We start from the raw sequence: 26,996 nt of genomic DNA on the forward strand, positions 1-26,996 counted from the left end.
AATCGCCCTTTCCGACGCCGCCCAAGGTATTAACCTGGCTCAATATTTCTCCGATTGCCGCCTCGCGCAGGGGGTGGCGCGGAACGTCGCGATGCGCCACGATCCTGCGATGGGGGAACGGGCGCAGGACTGGACGCGTAGGGCCGCATTGGGGCTCCTGCCGACGCTGGGTCTGGCGGCCTGTAGCGGTGGCCGCGGTGTCGAACCGTTGAAGTTCTGGGCGATGAGCTACGAGGGCGACTATTCGCCGATGCTGATGCCCGCCTTCACGGCCGCGACGGGGATCCCGGTCGACGTTCAATCGCTGCCGGCGACGGCCAGTCACGAAAAGCTGCTGACCGCGCAGGCCGGCGACGCGATGCCCGACGTGCTGATGCTGTACAACGGCTGGGTCCAGGAGTTCGCGACGATCGGCGCGATCGCCCCGATCCCGTCGCCTGCGCTGGTCGCCGACATGTTTCCCGGTGTGCTCGACGCGACCAGGGTCGGCGGCCGAGACTTTGCAGTGCCATGGTCGGTCGCGCCGCAGGTTCAGTTCTACCGCCGCGACATTCTCGCCAAAGCGGGCTATGCCGAGCCCGCCGAAGATTGGGACGGCTGGCTCCGCATGGGCCGTGCGATCAAGCGACAGCGGCCTGACGACTTCGTGTTCATGCTCCTGCTCAACTGGCCCGACATGCTCATGACGATGCTCGGCCAGACCGGCGCGGCGATGCTGCGCGACCACGATACGCGCGGTAACTTCCAGACGCCGGAGGCGCGGGCCGCATTCGCCTATTACGCCCGGATATTCGCCGAAGGACTCGCGCCGAAAGCGCTCTCGACCGAGATCCAGGATCCGGTCGCGGCGTTTGCGCAGGGCTATTTTGCAATCTGGCCGACCGGTCCGACGACGTTGCTCGATCTGCATCGTCGCGCTGCCGAGATTCATGCCGAACGCTGGGGAACCGCACGGCTGGCAGGTCCCCACGGTGTCGGCGCGGTGTCGGGCCTGAGTACCAGCCTGTGCGTTTCCGCTTCGACGCCGCGCGCGGCCGAAGCCTGGACGCTGGTTCGCCACCTCAGTTCACCGGCGAGCGAACTCCGGTACCAGACCATGATCGGCAATCTTCCCGCCCGCCTTCGCGCCTGGTCGTCGCCGCAACTCCGTGCGCCCATACTCGCGCCGTTCAAGGAACAGATGCGCTTTCCCGCGGTCGCGCCGAGGGTCATCGAGTGGGAGCGGATCAAAGTGGAGATCCAGTTCGCCGCCGAGCGCGTCGTGCGGGGCGTACAGACGATCCCGCAGGCACTCGCCGGGCTCGACACACGCGTCGACCAGTTGCTGGCCAAACGTCGCGCGCTGGTCGAGGCCGGGACGCTCGCATGACGCGCCAGGAACGCGCCGCCTGGGTCTTCTCCGCGCCGGTCCTCGCGATCATCGCGCTCGTCTTCGTTCTGCCGACGACGCTCGCGATGGCGTTGTCGGTCACGGATTACTCGATCTACGCGCTCGCCGACTGGGCGAACCTGCGCTTCGTCGGGCTGGGCAATTTCACCGATCTGTTCTCGACGCCGCTATTCTGGCGGGCGATGGGCAATACCGCGCTGTTCGCGGTGCTTGGCGTACCGATGGCGATCGGTGCGTCGTTGGCGGTCGCACTGCTGCTGAACGATGCGACCGTGCGGTGGAAGCCGCTGTGGCGCGTGCTGTTGTTCGCACCCTACGTCACCAGCATCGTCGCGACCGCCGTGGTATGGCGATTTCTGTTCAATGAACGCTCTGGCCTCATCAACCGCGCGCTGGCAACGGTCGGCGCAGCGCCGATCGACTGGCTCGGCAACCCGCATACATCGATCCCGGCGATCCTGATCTTCGTCACCTGGAAGATCTTCGGCTACAACATGATCGTCTTCACCGCCGCCCTGTCTGCGGTCCCGCAGGACCTGATGGAGGCCGCGCGGCTCGACGGCGCCGGGCGCTGGAGCCGCTTTCGCCATGTCACTCTCCCCGCGATCGGCCCGACCTTGCTGCTCGCCGCGGTGATGAGCGTCGCAGGCTTCCTGCAGATCTTCGCCGAGCCCTATGTGATGACGCTCGGCGGCCCGGCGCAGAGCACCACGACGATCCTGTATTTCATGTTCGACGAAGGCTTCAAATGGTGGAATTTGGGGCAGGCGAGCGCGGTCGCATTCGTATTGTTCCTGATGATCCTCGCGCTGACGATGGTCCAGACGCGGATCGGAAGGCGCTACGAATGGCTTTGAAACCTCGCGCGGTCCTTGCGAACACGGCGGTCGCGTTGCTGACGGGGCTGACCATCGCGCCACTGGTCTACATGGTGATCGTGTCGTTCATGCCGCGTGGGGAATCGAGCAACCTCCCGACGCCGCTCTGGCCATCGCGCTGGTCGCTGGAGAATTATCACGAACTGCTCGTTCGACGGCTGATCGATGGCGCATGGTTCGACTACCGGATCGTCCCCGCGCTGTTCAACAGCGTCGCGATCGCGGCCATCTCGACGGTCCTGGGCCTGCTGCTGACGGTGCCGGCGGGCTATGCCTTCGCCAAGCTTCGGTTCCGCGGACGCGAACGGCTGCTGAAGATCCTGATCGCATCGCTCGTCGTGCCGGGCCAGATCGCGATGCTGCCGCTGTTCCTGATCTTCAAGCAAATGGGGATCGTCAACAGCTATGCCGGCGTGATCCTGCCGAGCCTCGCGGGCATCTTCGCGATCCTGTTCGTGCGCCAGGCGACGCTGGCGATTCCCAACGAGATGATCGACGCGGCGCGGATCGACGGCGCGAGCGAAGCGCGGATTTTCCTCACGATCGTCCTGCCCCTCCTGTCACCGATCGTGGTCACTTTGGCGCTGTTCATGTTCCTCGGCTCGTGGAACGACTTTCTCTGGCCGCTGATCGTGCTGGCCGACCAGCACCTCTACACGCTGCCGGTCGCGGTCGCGGCGATCGCGCGCGAGCATTCGGCGGACGGCGAGCTGATGATGGCAGCGGCGGTGGTGACGACACTGCCCGTGCTGCTGCTCTTCCTCGCGATGCAGCGCTATTACCTGACCGGCCTGCTCGGCGGCAGCGTGAAAGGGTAGGCGCGGCCATCGGCGGCGAACAGATGCGCATTCTCTGGCGCGACCCCGACGCGCAGCGTTTCGCCAAGCGTTGCCGACCGGTCGCCCGGCAGCTGCGCCACGATCGTATCGATCGCACCGCGCGCGCCGAGATGGGCAAACGACAGCGGCCCCAGCCGTTCGAACAGCTCGATCGCGCCCAGAAACGGCCCTGCGTCATCGACGTGCAGATGTTCGGGACGAACGCCGAGCGTTACCGCCGCACCGACCTTATCCTGAGGAACGATCGCGCCCGTCCGGACCATCTCGCCCCCCGCCAGCCTGACAATCGTCCCGTCTTCGTCCACCGACACGACCGTCGCCGGCAGCAGGTTCATCCCCGGCGAGCCGATCGCCGCGGCGACCGCAAGACTGGCGGGCCGCCGATAGACCTCGATCGGTGGCCCGACCTGCTCGACCCGCCCCTCGCTCATCACGACGATACGGTTGGCAAGCGTCATCGCCTCGAGCTGGTCGTGCGTGACATAGATCATCGTCGCGCCGAGCTGCTGATGCAGCCGGGCGAACTCGTGCCGCATCCGCGCGCGTAGATTGGAGTCGAGGTTCGACAATGGCTCGTCGAGTAACAATACCTTCGGCCGTCGCACCACCGCACGGGCGATCGAGACACGCTGGCGCTGGCCGCCGGACAGCGCGCGCGGGCGGCGGTCCAGCAGTTCGGACAGGTCCAGCATCGCCGCCACCTCGGCGACCCGATTGGCAATCTCGCGCTTGGCGACCTTCGCGACCTTCAACGGAAACGCGATGTTTTCCGCGACCGTCAGATGCGGGTAGAGCGCATAGGACTGGAACACCATCGCCAGCCCGCGGTCCGACGGCGCCGCATCCGTCACGTCGCGCCCACCAATCACCACCCGCCCCGTGCTCGGCACCTCGAGCCCGGCGATCATGCGCAACAGCGTGGACTTGCCGCAACCTGACGGCCCGACGAGAACCACGAACTCGCCGTCAGCGATTGCCAGATCCGTCGGCTGAAGTACCGTCGTGTCGCTGAAACGCTTGGAAAGTCCTCTGATTTCGACGCTCGCCACCGCGTATCCTTTTACCTAAACCCTTTGGGTAGCGGCAGACACGACAGCGGGCAAAGTCATCGTTGCCGCAGCCTCGCGATGACCAGACCCATAACCGGTCGCCTGCAGCTCGCTCGTCGCTTCTCGAAACCGGACATCCGTTCAGGCGGCTACCTATCATGGCATTCTTCGGTTGTTGCAGTAGGGGCGCGCCCGTCGACCATGGTGGCGATCGCGAGATCACCCGTAACGTTGAGCATGGTGCGACACATATCCAGCAGACGATCGACCCCGAGCACGATCCCGATCGCGGCCGGCGGCACGCCGACCATGCCGAGAATCAACGCGATCACCGGCAGCGACCCGGCGGGAACGCCTGCGGTGCCGATCCCGCCAAGAATACACACCAGCATCACCATCCCCTGCTGGGCAAATGAGAGCTCCACGCCGAAGAATTGCGCGAGGAAGATCACCGTGACGCCTTCGAAGATCGCGGTGCCGTTCTGATTGGCGGTGGCGCCGATCGTCAACACGAAGCGCGCAACCTTGCGCGGCAGCTTCAGCTCGGTCTCGGCAATGCGTAGCGACGTGGGCAAGGTCGCGTTCGAACTCGCGGTGGAAAACCCCATGACCATCGCCTCGCGCGCGCCGCCGAAAAAGGTGCGCGGCCCCATGCCCGCCACAAACCACACTCCGGCGCCGTAGACGATCACCAGCTGGAACAGGATCGCAGCCAGCACCGTCGCGACATACCAGCTGAGCCGGATAAGGATATCGAAGCCGAACAGCGCGGCGAGATTGAACATGAAGCAGGCGACGGCGATCGGGGCGAGCCGGATGACGAGGCTGATCAACGCCATCGCGACCTCCAACAAGCCTTCGACCGCGTTCTGGAAGGCCTGTGTCTTGTCGGTGCGAACCAGTACCAACCCGATGCCGATCGCCAGCGCGAACACCATGAGCGCAAGAATGTCGTCGTCGGCAGCTGCCTTGATCGCATTTGACGGGATAATGGCAAGCACCGCCTCGACACCACCCGGTTGATCTCGGCCCGAACCGACTATCGCGCCGGCACCGGTGCTGGCCTGAGCCAGCATCGCCCGGGCAAGCGCCGGATCGACGCCGCCGCCCGGCCTGATTACGTTCACCAGAACCAGCGCAACCACTACCGAAATCGTTGACAGCACGAGCGTGAAGAAAAGCGTCCGCAGACCCACCCGTTTGAGCGAGGCGAGATCACCCATCTCCGCAACGCCGGTCACAAGGGCGGAAAACAGCAAAGGGATTACCAGCATGAACAGCAGGCGCAGGAACACCTGCCCCGCCGGGCCGGTGACATAGGTGGCAATCGCCTTCACCCATGTTGCGTCGCCTGCCGTCAGGTTGGCGACGAGGCCGCCGGTCAGGCCGATGGCAAAGCCTGCGAGCATCTGGAGGTGAAGCGGGAAGCGCGATGAGGCCGGCATCGCGGTTTCGGTTTGGGTCTCGCTCATACAATCTCCGACGCATGCTCTCGCGCAGCTCGACGGCATGACACGGATCATGCCGTCGAGCGAAGACAGTTCGCTCGCCGCACTGGCTTCAGCCAAGCCGCTACCTCGCCGTGACGTCAGCCTGCGGCGTTTGTATCGATTCAGCATGCAGGAAAATCACTTCACTACGACCCACATCCGGTCATTCGCCGCCTCTTTTTGGCGCCCCACCTTCTGCCATCCATTCATGTTGGCAGCATGGGAGGTGCTGAGCCTCGGCGTCGCTCGCTGCCCTGTCGGCTTTTTCAAAAAGGATCGGATTTCGGGAAGGTTGATACGGTCCAAATACCACTGTTGGCAGTCAAAGGAACGATCGGTACCGCGGAAGGAGGTCTGCCCGATTTATTCTCAAATCGGGCAGACGATGATCGCGACGGCGATTTCTACGGCCTGACCTTCCCGCCCCGGCCAAATCGTGCCCGAAAGTCATCGAGCGGGAGGGTGAACTCGTCTTCGGCGAGGAACCCGGCATCATCCAGCTTCGGCTTTTCCGCCGCCTTGTAGAAGGCGGCATAGGTCTGCAACTGGCCCGACGTCGCTTTGTAATGCGTCGAATAGGTCCGCACGCGGATGCTCGGTAACGGCCCCGACAGGTCGAACTGCATCAGCCGCATCCAGCCATCGCCGACGCCGACATGCTCTTTTGCGCGGGTCGGCGCGACGGTCAGGAGGGTCTGGTGCCGGTCCTGATAGTCGGCGAGCACCTGATGTACCTTGTGCCCGGCGGCATTGGCGTCGGTGCGATGCGACTGGCCATATTGATGCCCGCTGAGCACCAGGAAGACCTGATCATTGCGGGTGATGAACTTGTCCCACAGGTCCTGCGGGTTGTTGTGCGCCGGGTCGATGGCCTTGAAATCGACCGACGGGATCGCCCTGCGTTCGCCATCGCGGTTGAGATGATCGTGGATGGTGAGGATCGTCGGCATGCCCGGATGCGCCTTCACGACCTTTTCCGCCCACGCAATGACGTCGTCGGACGGCGCCATCTCCAGCCCCAGATGGAGGAAGCGATATCCGCCCGCGCTGAAGACCTGCGCGCTGTCGGCCCCGCCATGGTAGCTCGCGACGTACCAGTCACGGCCCTTGAAGAACGGCGTATCGGCACCGAACACCGACGTAAAGTTGGTCAACCCGGAATAGGCGAGCATCCCGAACGGCAGCGGATGGCTGCCCGGATGCCACGGATCAGGTGCGGGCGGAAAGCGCGCGTCGGACCAGTTGGCGTCGTAATCGTGGTTACCCGGCACGACCGAGAACGGCAATTTGCCCGACAGGATGCCGAAGGCGCGGCGCGCGATCGGCATCTCGATGGTGCGGGTTCTGGGATCGGGCGCCAGATCTGGATCATCGAGCAGGGCGTTGGGCACCTGTCGGAAACCGCGGGCGCGGTGTGCGGCGTCCATCCGTTCGGTCGGATGTTCCCACACGTCGCCCACCATCGTCGCAAAGGCGATGTCGCCGCCCTGCGAGCGGGCGTTGCGGGCGATGTACGCCAACTGATCGTACAGCATCTCGCGGGCATCGAACGGGAAGCCGGCTTCGGTCTGATGCTGGAAATCGGCATAGAATTGCGTGTCGGGGATGACCGCGATCGTAAAACGCTCATCCCCGTCGCTCGCCGCCTGCACGGAGCAGGCTGCGAGCGTGGCGATCACGGCGAGCGTGCGACCGATCGAACGAAGGGACATGGTGCGATATCCTAAAAGGAGAAGCGGGCACCGCCGCCGAAGGTGCGCGGCATGCCGGCAAGCCGGAAGGTACGGGTCAGATCGGTGAAGTAGGTCGTGTCGGTCAGGTTGCGGCCATACACGAACAGGGTGACCGCCGGATCGGCGAGCGTCAGATCGATACGCACGTTGAGCAGCGTATAGGCCGGTGCGAGCGAACCTGTATTGTTGTCAAGCCGTTTGAACTCGCTGCTCTTGTGACGGACATCGACCGCTGCGCCGAAGGTCCAGCCCCGGTCGCTGGCATAGTCGTAGCGGACTTCGCCATTGCCGGAGAAACGCGGCGCCGCCGGCAGGTCGTTGCCCAGATTGATCGCGACCAGCGTCGGGTTCGACGAGCGATAGTCGAGGATGCGGCTGTCGACAAAAGTGGCGCCGCCATCGACGGACAGACGGTGCGGGCCGACGCGGACCAACGTCGCGCCGAACTGTACGTCCACGCCATAGATCCGCGCTTTTGCGACGTTGGTACGGACGTTGGCGGCGGTCTGTTGCCCGGCGAGGATCTGCGTGGTGTTCGCCTGGAGATCGTTGAAGCGATAATGGAAAGCATCGACGTTCAGGAACAGGCCATGCGCGCCGGTCAGCTTGAACCCGCCCTCGATCGACCGCACGTCCTCCGATCGGAACGGCAGCGCTTCCACCGTGCTGAAGATCGAGGACCCGTCGAATCCCCCCGACTTGTAGCCGGTCCCGTAGGAAACGTAGATGTTGCTCCTCTCGCTCGGACGGTACGACAAGGTGGCCCGTCCCGAGAGGTTGTCGTCCGAGAAGCGGTTGTCGAAGACGACCGGCAGCACCGGGGCGATCACCCGCGCGTTCGACACGCCGAACGGATTGAGATCGCTGGTCCTGCCGTCATAATGCGCGTCGTCGCCTGTATAGCGCAGGCCACCACTGACGATTACGCGTGGAACGATCGTCCAGTCGACCTGCCCGAACACCGCCTTGCTGGTGCGCTTCTGGCGGTAATCGGTGCGCAGGTTGGAAGCCACCACGTCCGCGGCGAGCAAGTCGGTCAGAAAGTTGACGCGATCGCGAAGGTAATAGGCGCCTGCCACCCATCCGACCGGACCAGCATCGTGCCGGGAGACACGGACCTCCAGCGAATGCTGGCGGATGCGGTCAGAGAAGTTGTAGTCGAAAATCCGCTTCGGGGATCCGGTGCCGTCGCCCTCGAAAAAGCGGTCCCCGTCCTGGAAGCCCCCGACGATGTCGAGATCGACCGTATCCGCCAGATGCTGGTTGAGCGTCGCCGATACGCCCCAGATGTCGATCCGCTTGTGCTGCCGGCGATCGGAATAGAAGGTGTAGGGGTCGTTGTCGGGTTCGACGAAACCGCCATTGTTGACGCCGCCGCGTGTATCGATCTGTACCGGCTCGCCCCGGTCGCGACTGCCGAACAGCTTCGCCACCAGATGCGTGCCAGAGGAGGGCCGGAAGTCGAGCGTGGCGCGACCGGCGACGAGGTTGTTGTCGCCCCATCCGGTTCGCCGGCCCGGATCGCCGATCGGGGGCGTACCCGCAAACGTCGTCGTGCCCCTCAATACCCCCGCTCCCTCCGCGGTCTGATAGCCGCCGCCCCGGTCGATCACGCCGGCGAGGCGCAGGCCCATCGTATCGGAGAGCGGCACGCCCGCGGCGCCTTCGATGCGAACGCGATCGTAGCTGCCATATTCGGCCTGGGCATAGCCGTTGACGAGATCGCTCTTGCTGCGGGTGATGAGGTTGATGACGCCCGCTGTACTGTTGCGGCCGTACAGCGTCCCCTGTGGCCCCTTCAGCACCTCGACCCGGTCGGTGTCAAAGAACGGCACTGTCAGGAAGACGTTGGACGCCTGGTACACGTTATCGACGTGCATCGCGACCGAACTGCTGCCATTCGGACGGTAATCATCCGTCGCGCCGACGCCGCGTATGCTGATCGACTTGGAGGAACTGCCACCGAAATCGGATGTGACACTGACACCGGCAAGCTGATCGACCAGCGTATCGAACGAGGTAACGCCGTGCCGCTCGATGCGATCGCCGCTTAACACCGCGATGGGAGCGGAGATATTGACCAGCGTCTGCTCGCGCTTGTTGGCGGTCACGACGATCTCATCGGAGGATTCCTTCGGCACGGACTGCGCCCACGCGCTATCGCAGCATAGAGTCGACACGGTTGCCGCAAACAAATAGCGTATGGTCTTCATTTTAAATCCTGAAAAAGTGAGGATATCGTGTTGGACATGATCGACTTTCCGATCGATACACGTCACGAGAATGGCTCCGACAAACGGGTGTTGCGCTGAATTTGGCAACAAACGCTTGACAGGCCGGCATCATTTTCGGGTTATGCCGATGATTGTCTTAATTACTGGACGGTCGTCTAATTATTTATTGCGACAGGTTGATGACACGGGAACGAATTTTCGATCGCTGGCGCCGGCTGGGCGCACGCCAGGGTTCCGGCCTTGGCGCGAGCACCCTGACCAAGCCGGAACGCACCCGGCGCCGGCTGCTTGGCCACGCGCTGCAATTGTTCGAGGAGCGTGGTTACGAAGCGGTCTCGCCAGCGGATATCGCTGCGGCGGCGGGGGTCTCGCGCGCGACCTTCTTCACCTATTATTCCACCAAGGCGGCGATCGTTGCGGACGTCAGCTTCACGTTGGGCACCTATTGGGCGCGGGAGCCGGCGGTCGCGGGCGAAACCACCGAAGAGCATCTGCGGCGTTTCATTGCCTTCATCCTGCTGGAAAGCGGTGGCGCACTGGAGGTGGCGGTCCTGCGCGATTTCATTCAGACCTATGGGGAGGATTTTGACGCCGGCGCGGGGCCGGGCACGCTCCACGCGCGCATGGCGGCCATTCTGGCGAGGCTGGCGGAGGAAGAGGGCTGGGCATCGCTATGGACCGAATCAAGTCGCGCCCATTTCTTCCTCGCCTCTTTGACTCGCTTGCGCGCAGACATCGATCACCTGCCGAAAACGGTCGCGGCGGACATCATCGCCACCGTCCTGCTGGCGGGTATGAGGGCTGTGCGTAAGTGACCATGTCCGATGTTGCGGCGAAGCTACGCCGGGCATGGTTTAGCTGGTTGTGTCGTTGGTCAAAACAGGAATCCTGCTCGCTAGCCGAATAGGCGCCTGAGGCGTTTGATGCCTTCCCAATTAGGAAAGGCCAGCGAGACGGCCGGGACGTTCCCACAAGGGTGGTGAATTGGGAAACAGGCCTGCTGCGACTTTCTGGCAGGCAGTTTGGACGGCGGCACCAACCAGGGCTATCGTTTCCGCTTCAGGCTCTTCGGGATCTGCGCGGCAAATGCAGCGCTGATCGCGCGCGGGATGCTGGGCTAATGAGGCGAAAAGCGGGCGCGATGCGTGGTGGGGTTGGTTCCGAGCTGGCGCTGGAATGCGCGCCGCAGTGTCTGCTCATCGCCATAACCGGACCGGGCGGCGATGGTCTTGAACGGAAGATCCGTCTCCTCCAGCGCACGGCACGCCGCCTCCAGTCGCATCTGCTCTACCGTCTTGGCAGGCGTCCGCCCGACTTTCTGCAGATATGTGCGCGCGAAGGTACGCGGTGCCATGCAGGCATACTCCGCAAGACGCGGCACCGACAGGTCCGAGCACAGGTTGGCGGCCATCCACGCGTGCAACTCGACAAAGCCATGATCGCGTGACTGCGCGGCGAGCGGTACGCTGAACTGCGATTGTCCGCCCGCCCGCTTCATGAACACGACCATTTGTCGTGCGGCATCGATGGCGACCCGTGGCCCGAAATCCTCCTCGATCAGTGCCAGCGTCAGGTCGATGCCGGAACTGACACCCGCGGACGTCCACAGCGCCCCGTCGCGGACGAAGATGCTGTCGGCGTCGACCTCCAGCGCCGGATGCCGCAACTTCAACTTGTCCAGCCACGCCCAATGCGTCGCGACCTTGCGACCGTCGAGCTGCCCGGCCGCCGCGAGCAGGAAGGCACCGGTGCAGATTGAGCACAGCCGCCGAACCGAGGTCGCGCGCGTGGCGATGAAGTCGCGCAGGCGCGGCTCGACTTCGTATTCCTCACCCCAGCACCCGCCCGGCGCGATCAGTGTGTCGATCGGCAAGTCCGCTAGCGACGCGGTCGACACCGTGACCACCGGCAACCCCGAACTGGTCACGATCGCACCACCGTCGCCGGACACCACGAGGGTTTCGTAACGCAAAGGCGCCTTGCCACCTGCGCTGCGGTTGGCAGTGGTGAGCGCCTGCAACGGCCCGGCGAGGTCGAGAAGGTTCATCCCGTCATAGGCGAGCAGCACCACCCGCAACGGGTGTGCGACCCTTTGGATCGACGCCTCAGTCATGGAAACCGGGATACTCGAAGCCGAGCGCCACGCCATAGGCGGTTTCCTCGCCATAGGACCGGGCGATGTCGGCAAGCACTTGATCCAGAACCAGTGCGGACATCGCGGTCGGAACGGCGGTGGTTCGCGTGAGCGTTCCCGGCGCGGGATGGTCCGGCAGGAGCGTCAGGCCATATCGCGTCCGGACGGGCGCATCCGACGCGGCGACGGCAAAGGCACGGTTTCGCCCAGTCCGGCTATAGGCGTCCGCCGCCAGGGCCAGCGCGACCTCGTCCACGCCGGTGCTGACGGGAAAGCCGATATTCTGTGTTTTGTGGAACCACCGGTTGAGATATTCCGTCGTGGCGAAGGCGGTCAGATTGCGACCAAGCTTGGGGTGGAAGCGCTGGCTGTTGTGGGTCGCGCTCCACTCAACCGCTCCGATCGTGGCGGCAACCGCCTCGGCGTGGGCGCGTCCGGCAATGGCTTCGACCAACGCCAGCGATGTCGGAATGGCGGCGCTGATCCCGGCGCTGGAGACGATGGTCCCGTCCGCGACATAGCGGCGGTTGTCGATCCATCGCACTTTGGGATAGGCCTTGCGACGAAGCTCCGCCGTCGCCCAATGCGCGGTGGCGCGGTGCCCGTCCATCGCACCGCTGTTCGCCACCACCAGCGCACCGTCACAGATGCTGACCAGCGTGCCGCCCTTGCGCGCCTGCTCCCTGATCCAGCCGAGCAGAACCGGATCATCGCGCCGCGACACCGCGGGCACCACGACATAATCCGCTCCCTCCGGATAGCGCGCGTCGAATTCTTCGATGGACCCTTGCGGCTGAAGGTGCAGTGCGGGCCGCATCGTCATTGGTCCGGACCTCGTCGCGACCGACAGAACCTCGCCGATATCGGCACGGCGCAGGATGCCATAGGGAACGACATAGTCGGTCAGCTCGGTGCCGCTATTCTCGCCGACGACGGCGATGATCGGGCGCGTCCGTCCGAATCGTGCATGATAGGGCACGATCCGTTCCTCAACAGGCTGCGCAACCTGATGCTGCTGCCGGGCGTCGGCAGCGGTAGCGCGGGCCGCGACCGAACCGCAGCTCACGATTAGGCTCGCAGCGGACAACAGGACAATACGAGCACGAAGGTTGCGGCTAAGGTACATGGGAGGGCGGTTCCAGATAAGAGGCCCACTCTCTTCGGTGGAAACCAATGCGGCGCAAATGCCGATGTCCCGTCATTTTCTGCCACCGGGATCAGGCTGGCCGAAAGACGCTAGCCATCGAGACGGCCAAGGCTTTCCCGTTGCGATGGTACACGCGCGGCGCTGACCTTCTTTGGCATATCCCAGATGGTCACCCGGCAGATCGTGATCGCGAACACCGGGACGATCGATCGAGACCTGCCCGAAACCCTCAAGTCCCTTGTCCGTTTCTTGACGACACCATTTGGGCGTGCGGCGCTGATCGCTTCGCTGGAGATCGAAGAAAATAGCGAGATCAGGAGGACGCTGTGGCTCGAACGTGCCGGCGATATTGGGCAGATGTTCGATCGGGCTTGCGCGAGGGGGGAGCTATCAAAGGCAGCCGATATCGACCTCGCATTCTCGATGGCTGCCGGATCGGTCTATTTTGAAATTGTCATAGCTGGATCCCATCCGGATGATGCTTGAATCGAGACTGTCGCGACATCGGTCTTGGATATGCTTCGTTCGTACCGCTGAGGGTCACGTTCAGCTTTCCAATAACGAACCTGTGACGGGGATCCTGCCACACCAATCTCGCTGACGGCCGCCCTTGAGTTCCCTTTTCCCGAAATGTGTTCCCGATTGCACTTTCCCGAAATGGACAGGCAGATGGAGAAACGGGACAGCCGCGAAGCTCCCAAGGCAGCGAGGCATACGATTGCAACGGCGTCGGGAACGGTCGAAATGGCCATGCGGCGATCGACCGATCAGCGGCTGTGACGACCCACAACCGGCCGTTATCAGCTAGACGGTGAGCACGGTGCCAAAGTTGGTCATGAAGTCGCTGCCAGTGATGAAGCTGGCGCGCGCGGTTCGGCTGGGCGATGATGCAGCATGATCGTCGATCAACGCCAAGCTGATGCGAGTCTGAGGGGCGTCGTGCGGTCCTATGCCGAGCGAGAGGCGCAGCTCGGCGTGGACTCCGTGACATCACCCTTACCGGCGAGACCTGATCAATTCATCGAGTTTTATCTGCAGGACCGCTACCGCGTTTCGCACGACGATCGAGCAGCATCATTCGCGCCCGAGGTCGTGATCGTCGGCCCTCAGAGCTATCGGCGCACACGCCTCATCATGTCCGGCAGCATCCACGTATTCACGATCCGATTTCAGCCTGCTGGATTCCATGCTCTGTTCGGCACACCGATGACCGCCTTGGTCAATGAGGGCATCGCGATCAGCGACGTCATCGGCCCGGCCGGGACGGATCTGCGGGATGCAGTCATGTTGGCTTGCAACTTCGATGAGCGGGTCGGCGCCGCAGAGCGCTGGTTGAGGAGCAAAGTCGATCGCCTATCCCCCGTCGATCCGGTGGCGTTTTCCGCCGCGGCGTTGCAACGTGCGGGGGGAAGGTTGGGCGTGCGCGCGCTTGCCCGGGGGGCGGAACTCAGTGACGGACAGTTCACGCGTCGGTTCGAGCGACAGGTCGGCCTCACCCCCAAACTGTTTGCGCGAATGGTACGCCTCAATGCGGTGCTCGACGCGAAAGTCGGCTTGCCGTGTGCTACCTGGACGGGGTTGGTCCATGAGGCCGGTTATGCCGATTAGGCGCACTTTGTACGCGATTGTCGTGCCCTCGCCGGAGGTCTCCCCGCCAGCTTCTTTGCAGAGTGGGCGCGAGGTCGCTGACGCTTTTGTTGAATCGCGGCCGTGTCGCTGGCGCTAATCCGCCCCCACCTATGGAGGACGCGACATGGACCGGCGGCAAACGATATTGGGGCTACTTGCGACAGGGCCGTTAATGAGCAGTGGGACAGGGGCAGCGATGCTGAACACGACGGCTGACAAGGTGCAGCGACTGGCGAAACGATACGCCGCGGCGTGGAACGCCTCCGATATGGACGCGATGGCCAAACTGTACGCTGGTGATGTGCACTGAGTGAACATCGTGGGCATGCATTGGCAGGGCAAGACGCAGGTCGACCAAGCTCACCGCGCTTACTTCGATATCATGTTCAAGGGTGTCCCTCTGACACTCGAAGCAATCGAGTCCGTTGTCGTCTTGCCCGGAGGAGCCTTTGCCGCCGTGCTTCGATGGACAGTCGGCGCATTCAAAACGCCCTTCGGCGAGCAAATGCCGCCAAGCCGCGATCGCATGTCACTCGTTCTGATTCCACAAAGCGATGAACTCATCATTGCCCATGGTTCTAACGTTCAGATCAACGAGCAAGCGCAGAAATCTGACCCTATTCGCCAAAAGCAGCGATAGCCGACGCAGGATCGGAAGCGCAGAGGCTCTGCTGATAGATAAGCTTGGGGGCTTTGCCCGACCGCTTCTTTCGCCAACTTCGGCGGCCAAGACCCGCATCCGGTCATTCGCGGCCTCCTTTTTGGCGCCCCACCTTCTGCTATCCATTCCATGTTGGCAGCGTGGGAGGTGCTGAGCCTCGGTGCCGCCCGCTGCCATGTCAGCTTTCCCAAAAAGGATCGCAGACCGTGCGAAAACGCGGCAGCACGGCGCCAACCTGACGTTTTTCACCAAGCGGATCAGCAAGCATCAAGATCCGGGTTTTCTGCTGTGCGGGCGGCGTATTTGTCTGGAGCATGTCTGGGCTATATCGGGGCAATTGGCAGCGCGGGTCAGTTCGTCACCCGCCTGGATCAGGCCTGGAATGCTGATGAGAGTGATGGCTCGCCTGAGATTGTAGGCGAGCGCGGTCAGGCTGAACTCGCGACACCATGGACCAGCTGCCGGGTTTCCGCACTGTCTGGATGGCTGATCGGGAATTCGGTTGAGACCGAAAAACAGCGGTATAACTGCAACACAGGTAGCCGGGCGGACTCATGCAGTCGTTGGTCGTCTGCCCGACGATTCTGAGACTATGGCATCGAACGTTATGTCCAAAAGCTCGACGAGCGTGCGCTTTTCACCCTCCTGATCGATGGCCTCGGTCGCAAGACGGATCGCACCGATGGCCAGCATGGCGACCAGGCGCAACGCCGTCTCGCGTGTGCGATCAGGCCATCGTCCACGTAAAGCGGTAAACAAGGTTCGTTCATGCTCGATGTAACTTGCCTGCTTGCGTGCCTGTACCGCTGGGTTCGAGCGCATGAGCCGATCGATCGCGATCATGTCGTCAGCCGGTACATCGGCACAGACCGCGATCACTGCCGCGCGAATCGCATCGAGGGGGGTAGACTCCGCGTCCGCCTGACGCACGCGCTGTGCAATCAAATCCCCCATGCCGGACTGGAGCGATAGCAGTATGTCGTCCTTCGACTTGAAATAGTGGAAGAACGTCCTGCGTGAGATGCCGGCCATCACGGCGATCTCGTCCACTGTGGTCGCGTCGATACCTTTTTCAATGAACAGGCATATGCCGGCATCGGTGATCCGACGCAGCGTCTCCCGTTTCTTGCGCTCCCGCACGCCGGGCGTGGTTGAGTGATCGTTAATCAACATTCCTGTTCACGCTTGATTTATGCACTTAGTGCAAGTTAATATATGCACTCAGTGCAGATAACAGGATCAGCGACGACGGGAAAGTGGACAATAGAAGACATGCCCCGCCAGAACGGGCGTGTAGCGATAGTGACTGGCACGGGCGGGCTCGGCTTCGAGGTGGCGCAGGCGCTGTCCCGGGCCGGTGCCGAGGTCGTGATCGCAGGGCGAGATCAGCGCAGAGGTGCCGATGCCGTTGCGCGGATCCGCTCGGAGGTACCGGTTGCGAAGGTTCGCTTCAGCGCCTTGGATCTCGCCTCGCTTGCCTCGATCGCGCACTTCGCCGAGCGGCTCCGGGATGAGCAGCAACAGGTTGACCTGCTCGTCAACAACGCCGGCGTGATGGTGCCGCCCGAGCGTCGCGAGACGGCGGACGGCTTCGAGCTGCAATTCGGTACCAATCATATCGGCCATTTCGCGCTGACGGGACAGCTGTTGCCCCTGCTGCAGGCGTCGCCGGGGGCTCGGGTCGTGTCGGTGTCGAGTGTAGCGGCGCGGGCGGGATCGGTCGATTGGGACGATTGGAACGCGCGTGACGGCTATGACGCGATGCCGGTCTATGCCCGATCGAAAATCGCGTGTTTGATGTTTGCTTTCGAATTCGAACGGCGCAGCGCGATGGCCGGGTGGAACATCCGCAGCATCGCCGCCCACCCCGGCGTCGCGCGTACCGAGCTGCTCCACAACGGCCCGGGGCGCGGAAGCATGCACAGCCGTGTCCGATTGCTGCTGCCGTTCCTGTTCCAGCCCGCACCACAAGGCGCGTTGCCGCTACTGTTCGCTGCGACATCGCCCGATGCAGAGGCGGGCGGCTATTATGGTCCCGATCGGTTCGGCGAGACGCGCGGCCATCCGGCCAAGACCAAGATCCCGCCGCAAGCGCTGGCCGGGGCAGCGGCCGAGCAGCTGTGGACATTGTCACAGGACGCCACCGGGGTGCGCCTCTGAACGGTCCGGCAACAAGGAGGTATTGATGGCCAGATATCTAACCTTCGCCGCCTTCGGTTGGCTGACGTTCACCGGCACGATGCATTTCGCGATCGATGTCGCGAACCAGTATTGGCGCGGGAAGCGCGTGCCAGGGAAGGAGACCACGCTTTACTACGGGCTGAACTCGGCGTTCGCCCTCAGCCAGGTGCTGTTCGGGCTGTTGTGCCTCTGGGCGGTGCGGCGACAGCCTGACCTGTTGCGCGATCCTACTGTCATGGCGCTGTCGGTAGCGGGCGGAGCAGCCTGGCTGGCTCTGACCTTCCTTGCGATGGACTATTGGGAGCCCAAATTGAACACGGGCATTTTCGCCGTCCTGTTGGCCACCGCCATCGTGGTTGAGCGCAGTCTGCGATGATAGGCCCTGATTATATCGCAATTATTGCTCGGTGATCAATCGCGGGGCCGCGACAACGGCATGACGCAGACCACGCGGGCGCAGTCCGAACAGTGCGAGCATTTTTTGTTGGCTACCCTTCCGGAATAGCCGAAGTCATGATCGGGCGATCAGACAGGCTCGATGATTTAAAACTCGTTCCTGCAAACGAAGGTTGAACGGGACAGTCTGGACAACGTCCGACGTCCCGAACCGCCGGGCGGGGCCGCTTTCGCAAGTTATTTTCCCGATCGCGTCGTCCGGCTTGATCGCAGAAGCGGGCGTTGCGAAATTGGCTATGGCGGTCGCCGCGACGGTCGCTGTCCGTAAAATCTTCAGGTGCATGCCTTCCCCGAACTCATGTGTATTGCTAATGCAATACACGTAGTTTTTTCAACGGCGCAAGAGGAAGCCGGTGGTGGTGACCGATGGAAAGCGGGCATGGCGGCGGACGATAATCCCGCGCGTGGCCTGGAGCGCCGCGTTGACGCTGACCGCCGTTGCGCTGCCGGCGACGGCTCAGGTGCCGGCAGCGCTGCCAACGTCCACGGCCGCGCCGACCGAACCGGCGCTCGATGCGGCACTCGACGCCTATCTCCGTGCTGCCACCCAGAACGAGCAGTTCTCCGGGACCGTGTTGCTGGCGCGGGGCGGCAAGCCGGTGTTCGCACGCAGCTACGGCATGGCGAAATACGAACTGGGCGTGCCCAACGGCCCGAACACGGTGTTCCGCCTCGCGTCCGTCACCAAGCAGTTCACCGCGCTCGCGATCATGCAGCTTCAGGAACAGGGCAGGCTCAATGTCGATGACCCGATCTGCCGCTACCTGACCGACTGTCCGGTCGCGTGGAAGCCGATCACGATCCGGCAGCTTCTAAACCACACGTCGGGCATCCCCAACTTCTCCAGCCTGCCCGACTGGGACGAGGCTCTGTCGCGGCGCGACTACAAGCCCGCCGAGCTGGTCGCACTGTTCCGTGACCTGCCGCTCAGGTTCGCGCCTGGCGAGAAATACGACTATTCCAACTCTGGCTACCACCTGCTCGGCCTCATCATCGAGCGCACGTCGGGGCTGGGCTGGGGCGAGTATGTAAAGCGGAGCATTCTCGAACCACCCGGCATGACGCACAGCGGTGATGACAACACGCGCGCGCTGATCCCGCATCGGGCATCGGGCTATTACTCGCTGGGCACCACCTTCATCAATGCGCCGATCATCAGCCACACGGTCGGCTACGCCGCGGGCGGGCTGTATTCGACGGTGGGGGACCTGCTACTGTGGGACCGGGCACTTGTTCGCGGCAAGCTGGTCGGCCAAGCGTCGCTCAACGCGATGTTTACGCCGGTGAAGAACAATTACGGCTTCGGCTGGCGGGTAGCCGAGCGGTTCGGGCGCCGCGAAATGGACCATTCCGGCAGCGACAACGGCTTTTCGACCTACATCATTTGCTTCCCCGCAGACAATCTCACCGTCATCGTGCTGAGTAACAGCGACCGCGCATCGGCGGGAAAGGTCGGCAACGCGATGGCGGCCATCGCCTTCGGTCAGTCGGTGACGACGCCAGTCGCCCAGCTTCGCGAAATCCTGCGGAATCGGATCGACCGCGATGGCGTCGCCGGCGCCATCAAGCACTATGGCGAGGTTAAACGGTCGGGGGCGAAGCTCGATTTCAGCGACGATGCGCCGGTGGGGCTGGGCTATGATCTGTACGAGGCGCATCGCTATGCCGACGCCAAGGCGATCTTCCGCTTCAACCTGACCGTCTATCCCAAGTCCGCCTACAGCCACCATGGACTGGCCGACATCGCCGTGGCCGAAGGCGATCCCGGACAGGCGATCACCCTGTTCCGCCAGTCGCTGGCGCTCGATCCGACCAACACCTATGCCAGCGATGCGCTGAAGCGGCTGCAAACACCGGCTCGCTGATGACGCGACACCGGCATCCTGACCACATTGCTGTAGGCGAAGGCCTTTGACGATGGACCTGACAAGACGCTTGGCAACCTTGGCTGCGCCAACATTGTTGTTTTCCCGGATCTGGCAGATGGAGACGGAGAAACGGTAAAGCCGCGATCGACCCAGTTAAGGGTTTCGGGAAGCCCTAACCGCGTTAGCTGGTCGCCATCTCTAAGCGTTGATCGGCCGCGCAGCGGCGGTTGGACGCACAAGCTGCCATTCCGATGCCCTTTGGCGCTCCCCATCTTCGGTCGTTTGTTCGGGCGGCAGGTCGTCGGCGACGGTCATCCCGACGATTACGCAGGCGGTGTTCCTGGCATGGCTCGCGTGCACCACATCCCCTTCGCGATTCTCGATGCTCTTGCTCTGCTCAGTCATCCCTTGGATGATGCCGTCGATTGTCGCCTGCGTCGGCCTCGGGTGTCTCGATGTCTTCGCTCTAGCGCAGACAGGTCATGGCGGTGCTCACTTTGCGGGTGCGAAAGAGAAGAGCTGCGTACGGATCGACGGCGGCGCGCCCGGCGTGAACCACTGCGTATCCTGGATGTGACTGGCGGTGACGTAGACTCTTCCGTCGGGCCCTTCGGCAAGGGTGTCGGGCCAGCGCAGCCGGCGGTCAGTCAGCACCGTCTCGACGGTCGAGCCGTTCAGCTTCTTGATCGAATAGTCGGTCGGCGAGGTCAGAAAGAGTGTGCCCGCCTTGCTCATCCAAATCCCGTCGGCGACATGGGTCTGCGCGACGACCTTGACCGCGGCGGCGCGCTCGCTCTCGCTGACATCGGGGCGCAGCCTAGCCGTATCGATCTGGTAGAGCGTCTTGCCGGTGAGCGCCTGCCAGTACAGCGTCTGGCCGTCGTTCGAGATCGCAATGCCGTCCGCGGCAAAGGCGGGCTGCCGGCCGTCGGGCCGGATCAGCGGCTTGCCGTCGAGCGTGACCTGGACCGTCTTGTCGATCTGGGTCGAGGGGTGGCCGTCCAGCGCGCGGAAGCCCTTGCCCGTTTCCAGGTTGACGACGATAATCGCCCCGCGGGTGCCGCTGTCGGTGATGTAGCCGGTCTTCCCGTCGGGCGAGAAGCGGATGTCGTTGAGGTAGGTGCCCTGGAGCGCGACGTCGCCGGGGACATGGATGACCTTGGTCACTTGGTTAGTGCCGAGATCGATCCGCACGATTTTGGGCGCGCCCTCCAGAATCTTTTCGTTGCCTGGGGCGCCGGGGTCGAGAACCCAGAGATTGCCATGGCCGTCGGGCACGATCGACTGGACGCAGACGAAATGGTCGCTGACCGGTAGCTCGTTGGCGCGCGCGTTCCGCCAGCTGTTCCACTTGGCATCTGGATAAGCCCGGGTCGAACCGTCCTTGAGCACCTCGGCGACCGAGATCGGCGCGTCGTCGGTCCAGCGCGGGAAGTTGACGAAGAGGCGCCCGTCCTCCGCGACGGCGACGCCCGTCACCTGGTGATCGAACTGCGCGACCTGCGTCAGCTGCCCGCTCCGTCCCTGCGCCTGGGCGAGCCCGACCGCGGTGACGGCGAGGACACCGGCTGCGGCAAGGCCGGCGAGAACGGGCGTGGCTTTCTTCATGTACAGACTCCGGTCAGTGGTATCGGCGAGGTCGGCGGGATCGCCGGTGAACACGTCGAGCAGGTGGCGCGACACGCCTTCAGGGTTCTCGCGCTGCGGAAAGTGCCCGACGCCGACCATGTGGACGAACGCAAACGGCCCCGTGAACTTGGACGGCACGTCCTTCGAAGCGGACGGCGGGTTCACCCCATCGGCATCTCCTTGAATATACATCGTCGGCAGAGACAGCGTCTTCGTCGCCTTTACCTTGTCCTCCAGCCACCGGCTGTCGGGATCAGGCTCTGCCTCGTCCCAGCGCGCGCGATAGCTGTGCAGGGTCACGTCAACCCAGTCGGGGTTCTCCCACGCGCGCGACACCCGATCGAACGTCGCCTCGTCGTACCAGCCCGGCGGCGACCAGTTGTTCCAGTGGATGCGTGCGAAACCATTGCGGTCGTCGCGCACCGCCTGTGCGCCCCGCGCAGTCGCCATGAACCAGTGATACCATTGCCGCTGCGCCTGCTCGAACGGCGGCGTCGGCATACCGCCGAGCCTCGGCGGGGTGGCGAGCATCGCCATGCGCTCGACCCGGTCGGGCCAGCCCACCGCAAGCCCCTCGGCGATGTTCGATCCCCAGTCGTGCCCGGCGACCATGAAGCGCTCGACGCCGAGCGCGTCCATCAGCGCGATCATGTCCAGCGCGTGGATCGCACTGTTTCCGGTTCGCGGCACCGCATCCGACACGAAGCGTGTGTCGCCAAACCCACGCAGCGTCGGCACGATCACGCGCAGACCGGCATCAGTCAGCGTGGGAATGACGTCGTCCCAAGTGGACGAATCGTCCGGCCAGCCGTGAAGCAGCAACACGACTTCATCGCTCGGTAAGCCGTGGACGGCATAGTGGATTGTCAGGCGCTCAGTTTCGATCGTCGACATTTTCATTCCGGACAGAGTTTAGCCCCCTTACCAAACTCGCGCAGGCTGAGGGCTGTTCCGTACCAACCGATTGATCGACGTGAGTAAACTCGCGCGGGGTGAGCGCAGAAGGAGCCAGAACCGGACATTCAGGTGCAGCGAGTAGCTTTCCTGAGTCGGACAGACATTCATTGTAGTCCATCGTTCGGATGACGTCGGTGCCGCGATTGCGCGAGACGGCCACAGGAGAACAATCGTACGTAAGGGTTCAGCGTCGCGCAGTCAGTGCGAAAAGCGGCGGCAGGCGCAGGCGATCGGCCAGGCAGGCAGGGGCTAGGCCACCAAGGTCCATGCGCTCACCGACATCATTCGCCACTCCGACGCGCTGGCATTGTCAGCAAGCCACATCAGCGGCGTGAAGGCCAAACCCGCCCCACCGGTCAGCCATAGGCGGCGAGGGTCAGGCCGCCGATGGCCCGTAACACGCCGGCTTGCGCGACCAGTACGTCGGCCCGCGCGCGCGCGACGTCGAGCTGCGCACCGCGATAGCTCTGATCCGCGATCAGGATGTCCACCGTCGAGCGCAGGCCGAAGCCATATTCCGCGCGCACGCCGCGAAGCGCGACGTCAGCGGCTTTCAGACCGGCGACACCCGCCTCCAGGCGTGTGCGAGCAGCGGTCAGCGCTGCCCAGGCCGAATCTGTGCCGCGCTCCGCCTCGCGCGTGGCGGCATCGACGGCGAAGCGGTCGGCACGCCAGTTCGCCCGCGCTTCCCGCACGCGCGAACCGACCAAGCCGCCGGTCATCAGCGGGATGCGCAGCGTCAGCCCGGCATTACCCGCGAGCGGGAACCCGCCGCCCGCCTCGCCGATCCGCGTTCCGCGCCCGTACCCTCCGGAGGCGTCCAGCGCTGGCGCCCCCTCTGCCCGCGCGACATCGATCCGCGCCGCACTGGCGCCGAGCGCGCGACGTTGAGCCAACAGCAAGGGGTTGCTCTCCGCCGCTGCGCCGCGTGCGTCGTCGAGCGTGCGCGGCAGGTCCGGCCCGGTGTCGTCCGCGGGCACGGTCAGTGTCCCCGCCGGCCGCCCGACGATCGCGCGATAGGCGGCTCGGGTGGTCGCCAGTGCGCCTTCGGCATCGGCGAGGTTCGCAGCGACACTCGCCCGCTGCGCCTCCAGCTGCGCGACGTCGGTCAGCGTCGACTGACCTAGCCCGAAGCGGGAGCGCGCCTCTTCGACCTGCCGGTCAAGACGCTCGATCCCGACGCGCGCAACCTCCACCGATTGCTGGTTGAAAAGCACGGCAGCATAGACCTCTACTACCTGCTCCAGCACCGCCTGCTCCGTATCACGCAGCCGCTCGCGCCCGGCCGCGACGTCACTGCTGGCGGCGCGCACCGCGGAGGGGACGCGCCCTCCGGTCCAGATCGGCAGCGTTGCCGCCACGACGCCGTTCGCGACACGGCCATAGCCGAGGTCGTCATACCCCGCGCCCCCCGTGGCCGCGGCGGTGAGGCGACCGGCAGCACGCGCCTGTTCGGGGGTTTCCGCCAGCGCGTCCTGCCGCGCGCGGGCCGCGCCGAGCGCGGGATTGCTCGCCCACGCCTCCGCTAGCGCCTCGCGCAGCGTCTCCCCGGAGGCCGGCATCGCCAGCGTCAGCGCCGCCGCCAGCAACATTGCGCGCTTAGTCATGGCGCAACGCCCACGCGGGAGCCGCGTGGCTGGCGCGCAGCGCTTGCCCGAGCACAGTCATCACCGCGATGACGATCGCCAGCGCGCTCGCCCCGAGGAAGTAGACCGGCGAAAGCGTCACGGCATCACTGAACCCCGCCAGCCACGTTCGCATCGCGAAATAGGCGAGCGGCCAGGCGACAAGATTGGCGATCAGTACCGGATGCAGGAACTGCCCCACCAGAAGCTTGACGATGTCGCCGGATGAGGCACCCAGCGTCTTGCGGATACCGATCTCCTTCGTTCGGCGCGCGGTGTTGAAGGAGGCGAGTCCCCACAAGCCGACGCACCCGATCAGCACCGCAAGCCCCGCCCCGATCGCGAAAAGGTGAGTGGCGCGATCGTCGGCCTCGTAGAATTCGGCGAGCCGTTGATTGGCGGTTTTGAGTGCCAGTGGCACCTGGGGCACCATACGCTGCCAAAGGTCCGCCACGTTTTTGACTGCGCCGCGCGGGTCACCGGCGATGCGGATCGTCGCGACCGACGTGCCGACTGTCTCCGGCTTGCGCGTATAGATGTAATAAGTGGGCGCGATCGGGTTGCGCGGCGTGTCGAAGCGCATGTCATCGACCACACCGATGATGGTGCGCGGCCGATCGCCGCCCAGCGTCTTTCCGATTGCCTCCTGCGCCGTCTTGAATCGCAGCGTGGGCAGCGCACGGCGGTTGATGACGATGTTCGCGCCATCCGTGGCTTTGCGACCGGTCGTGTCGTCGCCGCCATATGCGTCGTCGAACCAGCGCCCCGCGAGCAACCGCGTGCCATGCGTTTCGAAGAAGCGCGGGCTGATCAGAACCCAGGTGAGCGACGGCCCCGGCCCGGCCACGCCGGGCAGCGGCATGTTGGTGTTGTTGCTCTCCCCGCTGCCCCCGACCGCGGCGTTGGCGATGGTGGCGTCCGTCACCTGCGGCAAGGCGCGGATCGCGGCGAGGATCGTGTTCTTGCGATCCACCGGCACGGCCGGGTCAGACAATGAGGTCAGTACGAGCAACGAATCGCGCTGGAAGCCGAGGTCGGTGGAACGGACGTGCCGCGTCTGCGCGACCAGCACCGCCGTGCCTATCATGAAGGCAATCGCGAGTCCGAACTGCCCGATCACCAGCAACTCGCGGACGCGGGTGCCCGCCCTCCCGCCGCCGGGCGAGCGCGACGAGGCCAGAACGGCCGCCGCGGGGAAGCGCGCCAGCATCAGCGCGGGATAGGCTCCCGCCAACACGCCGACGATGATGGCGAGCACCGCCAGCGCCGGAACGATCACGCCGTAGGGGATCGTCAGCGACAAGCCACCGGCGGCATTGACCAGCGGCAGCCCAAGTTCCGCGAGGATCAGCCCGACAAGCGCGGCGATCGCCACAGTCAGCACCGCCTCGCCGAGGAATTGCCGCACCAATGCGCCACGGTCGGCGCCCAACACCTTGCGCATCGCCACCTCGCGGGCGCGCAGCCCGGCACGGGCGGTGGCGAGATTGACGTAATTGACCACCGCGATCAGCAGCGTCAGCACGCCCACCAGCCCCAGCGTGACGACGGTCAGCTTGCGGCTCCCGCTATCGCTGCCCTCGGGCGTCAGGTGCAGATCGGTCAGCGGCAGCAGCTTGAGTTGCTGGGTGTTCGATGGCCTGGTTCCCGGCTCTGCCAGCTCCTTCCCCCGGCGGTCGACGAAGGCGGGCAGCTTGCTCTCGAATGCCCGCGCGGCGGCCGGTGTGTCGAAGCGGAGCAGGGTGCGGAGCGACGCACTGCCCCAGTGATGCCAATATCGGTTCGCCATGTCGCGGGTGAGCGGCACCAGAACCGACAGCTTGAAATCGCTGTTCCTGGGCAGGTCGCGAAACACGGCACTGACGCGATAGGTCCGGACCTTGTCCATCGACAGGACCAGCGTCTGCCCGATCGGATCGCGATTGCCGAAATAGGCGCGCGCGGTCGTTTCGTCGATCGCAGCATTCCCCGGCTGCGCCAGCGCGGACGCATGATCGCCAGAAATCAACGGCAGCGGCATCACCTTGAAGAAACTGGAACCGACTTGGGCCGCATCCACCGTTGTCGCGCGACCGCCGGCGAGGATCGCACCTCCTCTGTCTCCGCCATTGATCTGGGCGCCGACGATGCCAGAAAAATCCTGTCGCATCTCGTCGAGCAATCCGCCCATCGTCCAAGGATAAGGGCCGTTCGCCGGGCTCTCCGGGATGGTCCACACCGTTTGCACAACATAGACCTTGTCGTGACCAGGCAGCCACTTCTCGAACCCGGTCTCGAACCGCACGTAAAGCCCGAGCACGAGGAACACCGCAATCCCGACGGCAAGACCGCCAATATTGACTGCGGCGTAGAGCCGGTGTCGCGCCAGCGCGCGGTAAAAGGAGGTGAAGACGGAGGCTTTCATCGGACGGGCTCCTTCAGATCGCGCGCGCGGCGGATGCGACGATGCGACCGTCGAGCATGTCGATGCGGCGCTTCGCCATGTCGGCGTGGCTGGGCGAATGCGTGACCATCACGATCGTCGTGCCGGCGTCGTTCAGGCCGGTGAGGATGTTCATCACCTGCTCCCCATTGGCGAGGTCAAGGTTGCCGGTGGGCTCGTCGGCAAGAATCAGCTTCGGCTCGCCGACGATCGCGCGGGCGATGGCGGCACGCTGCTGTTGACCGCCGGACAATTGGTGCGGAAAGTGGCGAGCGCGGTGCGCGATGCCGACCTTGTCCATCGCCGCCGCGACGCGCGTGCGCCGATCCGACACATCGCTCCGATAGGCGAGGCCAAGCGCGACATTCTCCTCGATCGTCAGCTCATCGATCAGGTTGAAGCTCTGAAACACGAAGCCCAGCGTCGTGCCGCGGAACCGTGCCAAGGCCCTTTCGTCCAGCGTCGCAAGGTCTTGGTCGCCGAACAGATAGCGGCCTGCGCTCGGTCGATCGACGGTACCCAACGTATTGAGCAGGGTCGACTTGCCGCAGCCGGAAGGGCCCATGATGGCGAGGAACTCGCCCCGTGCGACGTGCAGGTCGATATCGGCCAGCGCAATGGTCTCGACTTCGTCAGAGACATAGTGGCGCTGGATGTTCTCCATGCGTATCATG

At 64.1% G+C, this 26,996-nt stretch carries 24 protein-coding genes; 11 read left to right on the plus strand and 13 right to left on the minus strand.

Going from position 1 to position 26,996, the window contains the following annotated elements; genetic code table 11:
- The first annotated feature begins 91 nt into the window (after nt 1-91).
- The 3 genes from AC1RTO_RS18225 to AC1RTO_RS18235 are packed head-to-tail and all read left to right on the plus strand — an operon-like array spanning nt 92 to nt 3,086.
- A complete protein-coding gene (locus AC1RTO_RS18225) occupies nt 92-1,369 on the plus strand; it encodes an extracellular solute-binding protein (RefSeq protein WP_493162233.1) in 1,278 nt (425 codons plus the stop codon).
- Nucleotides 1,366-2,247 carry a carbohydrate ABC transporter permease gene (locus AC1RTO_RS18230; RefSeq protein ID WP_493162235.1) on the plus strand — a complete coding sequence of 294 codons (882 nt, stop codon included), beginning with the start codon at nt 1,366-1,368 and terminating at the stop codon, nt 2,245-2,247. Before AC1RTO_RS18225 ends, AC1RTO_RS18230 begins: the two co-directional genes overlap by 4 nt.
- Nucleotides 2,238-3,086 (plus strand): carbohydrate ABC transporter permease, encoded by an 849-nt coding sequence (locus tag AC1RTO_RS18235; RefSeq protein ID WP_493162237.1) that lies wholly within the window; start codon nt 2,238-2,240, stop codon nt 3,084-3,086. The genes AC1RTO_RS18230 and AC1RTO_RS18235 overlap by 10 nt, the downstream gene beginning before the upstream one ends.
- On the opposite strand, the gene AC1RTO_RS18240 is transcribed toward AC1RTO_RS18235, so the two are convergent.
- Together AC1RTO_RS18240 and AC1RTO_RS18245 are read right to left on the minus strand one after the other, a co-directional pair.
- On the minus strand, nt 3,047-4,156 hold the full coding sequence (locus AC1RTO_RS18240) for an ABC transporter ATP-binding protein (RefSeq protein ID WP_493162239.1): 1,110 nt from the start codon (nt 4,154-4,156) through the stop codon (nt 3,047-3,049). The two genes, AC1RTO_RS18235 and AC1RTO_RS18240, sit on opposite strands and share 40 nt — an antisense overlap.
- A 149-nt stretch (nt 4,157-4,305) precedes the next feature.
- Entirely contained in the window at nt 4,306-5,628 is a 1,323-nt protein-coding gene (locus AC1RTO_RS18245; RefSeq protein WP_493162241.1) for a dicarboxylate/amino acid:cation symporter, read from the minus strand.
- Nucleotides 5,629-5,665: 37 nt separating this feature from the next.
- Here AC1RTO_RS18245 and AC1RTO_RS18250 point away from each other — a divergent pair, with 37 nt between their 5' ends.
- Nucleotides 5,666-6,061, plus strand: a complete 396-nt coding sequence (locus AC1RTO_RS18250; protein WP_493162243.1) for a hypothetical protein — start codon at nt 5,666-5,668, stop codon at nt 6,059-6,061.
- On the opposite strand, the gene AC1RTO_RS18255 is transcribed toward AC1RTO_RS18250, so the two are convergent.
- On the minus strand, nt 6,051-7,358 hold the full coding sequence (locus AC1RTO_RS18255) for a metallophosphoesterase family protein (RefSeq protein WP_493162245.1): 1,308 nt from the start codon (nt 7,356-7,358) through the stop codon (nt 6,051-6,053). The genes AC1RTO_RS18250 and AC1RTO_RS18255 overlap by 11 nt on opposite strands.
- An 11-nt stretch (nt 7,359-7,369) precedes the next feature.
- Nucleotides 7,370-9,520, minus strand: a complete 2,151-nt coding sequence (locus tag AC1RTO_RS18260) for a TonB-dependent receptor (RefSeq protein ID WP_493162247.1) — start codon at nt 9,518-9,520, stop codon at nt 7,370-7,372.
- A gap of 272 nt (nt 9,521-9,792) precedes the next feature.
- Between AC1RTO_RS18260 and AC1RTO_RS18265 the strand changes: the two genes are divergently transcribed.
- A complete protein-coding gene (locus AC1RTO_RS18265) occupies nt 9,793-10,428 on the plus strand; it encodes a TetR/AcrR family transcriptional regulator (RefSeq protein WP_493162249.1) in 636 nt (211 codons plus the stop codon).
- Between the two features lie 302 nt (nt 10,429-10,730).
- Here AC1RTO_RS18265 and AC1RTO_RS18270 read toward each other — a convergent pair whose 3' ends face one another.
- Together AC1RTO_RS18270 and AC1RTO_RS18275 are read right to left on the minus strand one after the other, a co-directional pair.
- Nucleotides 10,731-11,726 carry a GlxA family transcriptional regulator gene (locus tag AC1RTO_RS18270; RefSeq protein ID WP_493162251.1) on the minus strand — a complete coding sequence of 332 codons (996 nt, stop codon included), beginning with the start codon at nt 11,724-11,726 and terminating at the stop codon, nt 10,731-10,733.
- Nucleotides 11,719-12,873, minus strand: a complete 1,155-nt coding sequence (locus AC1RTO_RS18275) for a DJ-1/PfpI family protein (RefSeq protein WP_493162253.1) — start codon at nt 12,871-12,873, stop codon at nt 11,719-11,721. The genes AC1RTO_RS18270 and AC1RTO_RS18275 overlap by 8 nt, the downstream gene beginning before the upstream one ends.
- 204 nt (nt 12,874-13,077) lie before the next feature.
- Here AC1RTO_RS18275 and AC1RTO_RS18280 point away from each other — a divergent pair, with 204 nt between their 5' ends.
- From AC1RTO_RS18280 to AC1RTO_RS18290, 3 genes are all read left to right on the plus strand, one after another.
- Entirely contained in the window at nt 13,078-13,380 is a 303-nt protein-coding gene (locus AC1RTO_RS18280) for a TetR-like C-terminal domain-containing protein (protein ID WP_493162255.1), read from the plus strand.
- A gap of 408 nt (nt 13,381-13,788) precedes the next feature.
- A complete protein-coding gene (locus tag AC1RTO_RS18285) occupies nt 13,789-14,502 on the plus strand; it encodes a DUF6597 domain-containing transcriptional factor (RefSeq protein WP_493162257.1) in 714 nt (237 codons plus the stop codon).
- A gap of 331 nt (nt 14,503-14,833) precedes the next feature.
- On the plus strand, nt 14,834-15,163 hold the full coding sequence (locus AC1RTO_RS18290) for a nuclear transport factor 2 family protein (RefSeq protein ID WP_493162258.1): 330 nt from the start codon (nt 14,834-14,836) through the stop codon (nt 15,161-15,163).
- Between the two features lie 199 nt (nt 15,164-15,362).
- Here AC1RTO_RS18290 and AC1RTO_RS18295 read toward each other — a convergent pair whose 3' ends face one another.
- Nucleotides 15,363-15,500: a hypothetical protein gene (locus AC1RTO_RS18295; protein WP_493162259.1), complete on the minus strand. Its 138-nt coding sequence runs from the start codon at nt 15,498-15,500 to the stop codon at nt 15,363-15,365.
- A 236-nt stretch (nt 15,501-15,736) separates the two neighbouring features.
- On the minus strand, nt 15,737-16,357 hold the full coding sequence (locus tag AC1RTO_RS18300) for a TetR/AcrR family transcriptional regulator (protein ID WP_493162260.1): 621 nt from the start codon (nt 16,355-16,357) through the stop codon (nt 15,737-15,739).
- Between the two features lie 42 nt (nt 16,358-16,399).
- Between AC1RTO_RS18300 and AC1RTO_RS18305 the strand changes: the two genes are divergently transcribed.
- The 3 genes from AC1RTO_RS18305 to AC1RTO_RS18315 all read left to right on the plus strand — a co-directional run bounded on the left by AC1RTO_RS18305 (nt 16,400) and on the right by AC1RTO_RS18315 (nt 19,686).
- A complete protein-coding gene (locus AC1RTO_RS18305; protein WP_493162261.1) occupies nt 16,400-17,344 on the plus strand; it encodes an SDR family oxidoreductase in 945 nt (314 codons plus the stop codon).
- A gap of 25 nt (nt 17,345-17,369) precedes the next feature.
- A complete protein-coding gene (locus AC1RTO_RS18310) occupies nt 17,370-17,741 on the plus strand; it encodes a hypothetical protein (RefSeq protein ID WP_493162262.1) in 372 nt (123 codons plus the stop codon).
- A 433-nt stretch (nt 17,742-18,174) separates the two neighbouring features.
- Nucleotides 18,175-19,686, plus strand: coding sequence for a serine hydrolase domain-containing protein (locus tag AC1RTO_RS18315; RefSeq protein WP_493162263.1), 1,512 nt, complete (start codon nt 18,175-18,177; stop codon nt 19,684-19,686).
- Nucleotides 19,687-19,887: 201 nt separating this feature from the next.
- On the opposite strand, the gene AC1RTO_RS18320 is transcribed toward AC1RTO_RS18315, so the two are convergent.
- From AC1RTO_RS18320 to AC1RTO_RS18340, 5 genes are all read right to left on the minus strand, one after another.
- Nucleotides 19,888-20,094, minus strand: a complete 207-nt coding sequence (locus AC1RTO_RS18320; protein WP_493162264.1) for a hypothetical protein — start codon at nt 20,092-20,094, stop codon at nt 19,888-19,890.
- 87 nt (nt 20,095-20,181) lie between these two features.
- A complete protein-coding gene (locus AC1RTO_RS18325) occupies nt 20,182-22,143 on the minus strand; it encodes an alpha/beta fold hydrolase (protein WP_493162265.1) in 1,962 nt (653 codons plus the stop codon).
- Between the two features lie 488 nt (nt 22,144-22,631).
- The gene (locus AC1RTO_RS18330) at nt 22,632-23,882 is read right to left on the minus strand and encodes a TolC family outer membrane protein (RefSeq protein ID WP_493162266.1); all 1,251 of its coding nucleotides are present in this window, start codon (nt 23,880-23,882) and stop codon (nt 22,632-22,634) included.
- Nucleotides 23,875-26,304, minus strand: a complete 2,430-nt coding sequence (locus AC1RTO_RS18335; RefSeq protein ID WP_493162267.1) for an FtsX-like permease family protein — start codon at nt 26,302-26,304, stop codon at nt 23,875-23,877. Before AC1RTO_RS18335 ends, AC1RTO_RS18330 begins: the two co-directional genes overlap by 8 nt.
- Nucleotides 26,305-26,317: 13 nt before the next feature.
- Nucleotides 26,318-26,995, minus strand: coding sequence for an ABC transporter ATP-binding protein (locus tag AC1RTO_RS18340; RefSeq protein WP_493162268.1), 678 nt, complete (start codon nt 26,993-26,995; stop codon nt 26,318-26,320).
- Nucleotide 26,996 lies beyond the last annotated feature (1 nt).

The organism is Sphingomonas sp. GW821-FHT10F09 (assembly GCF_058809195.1).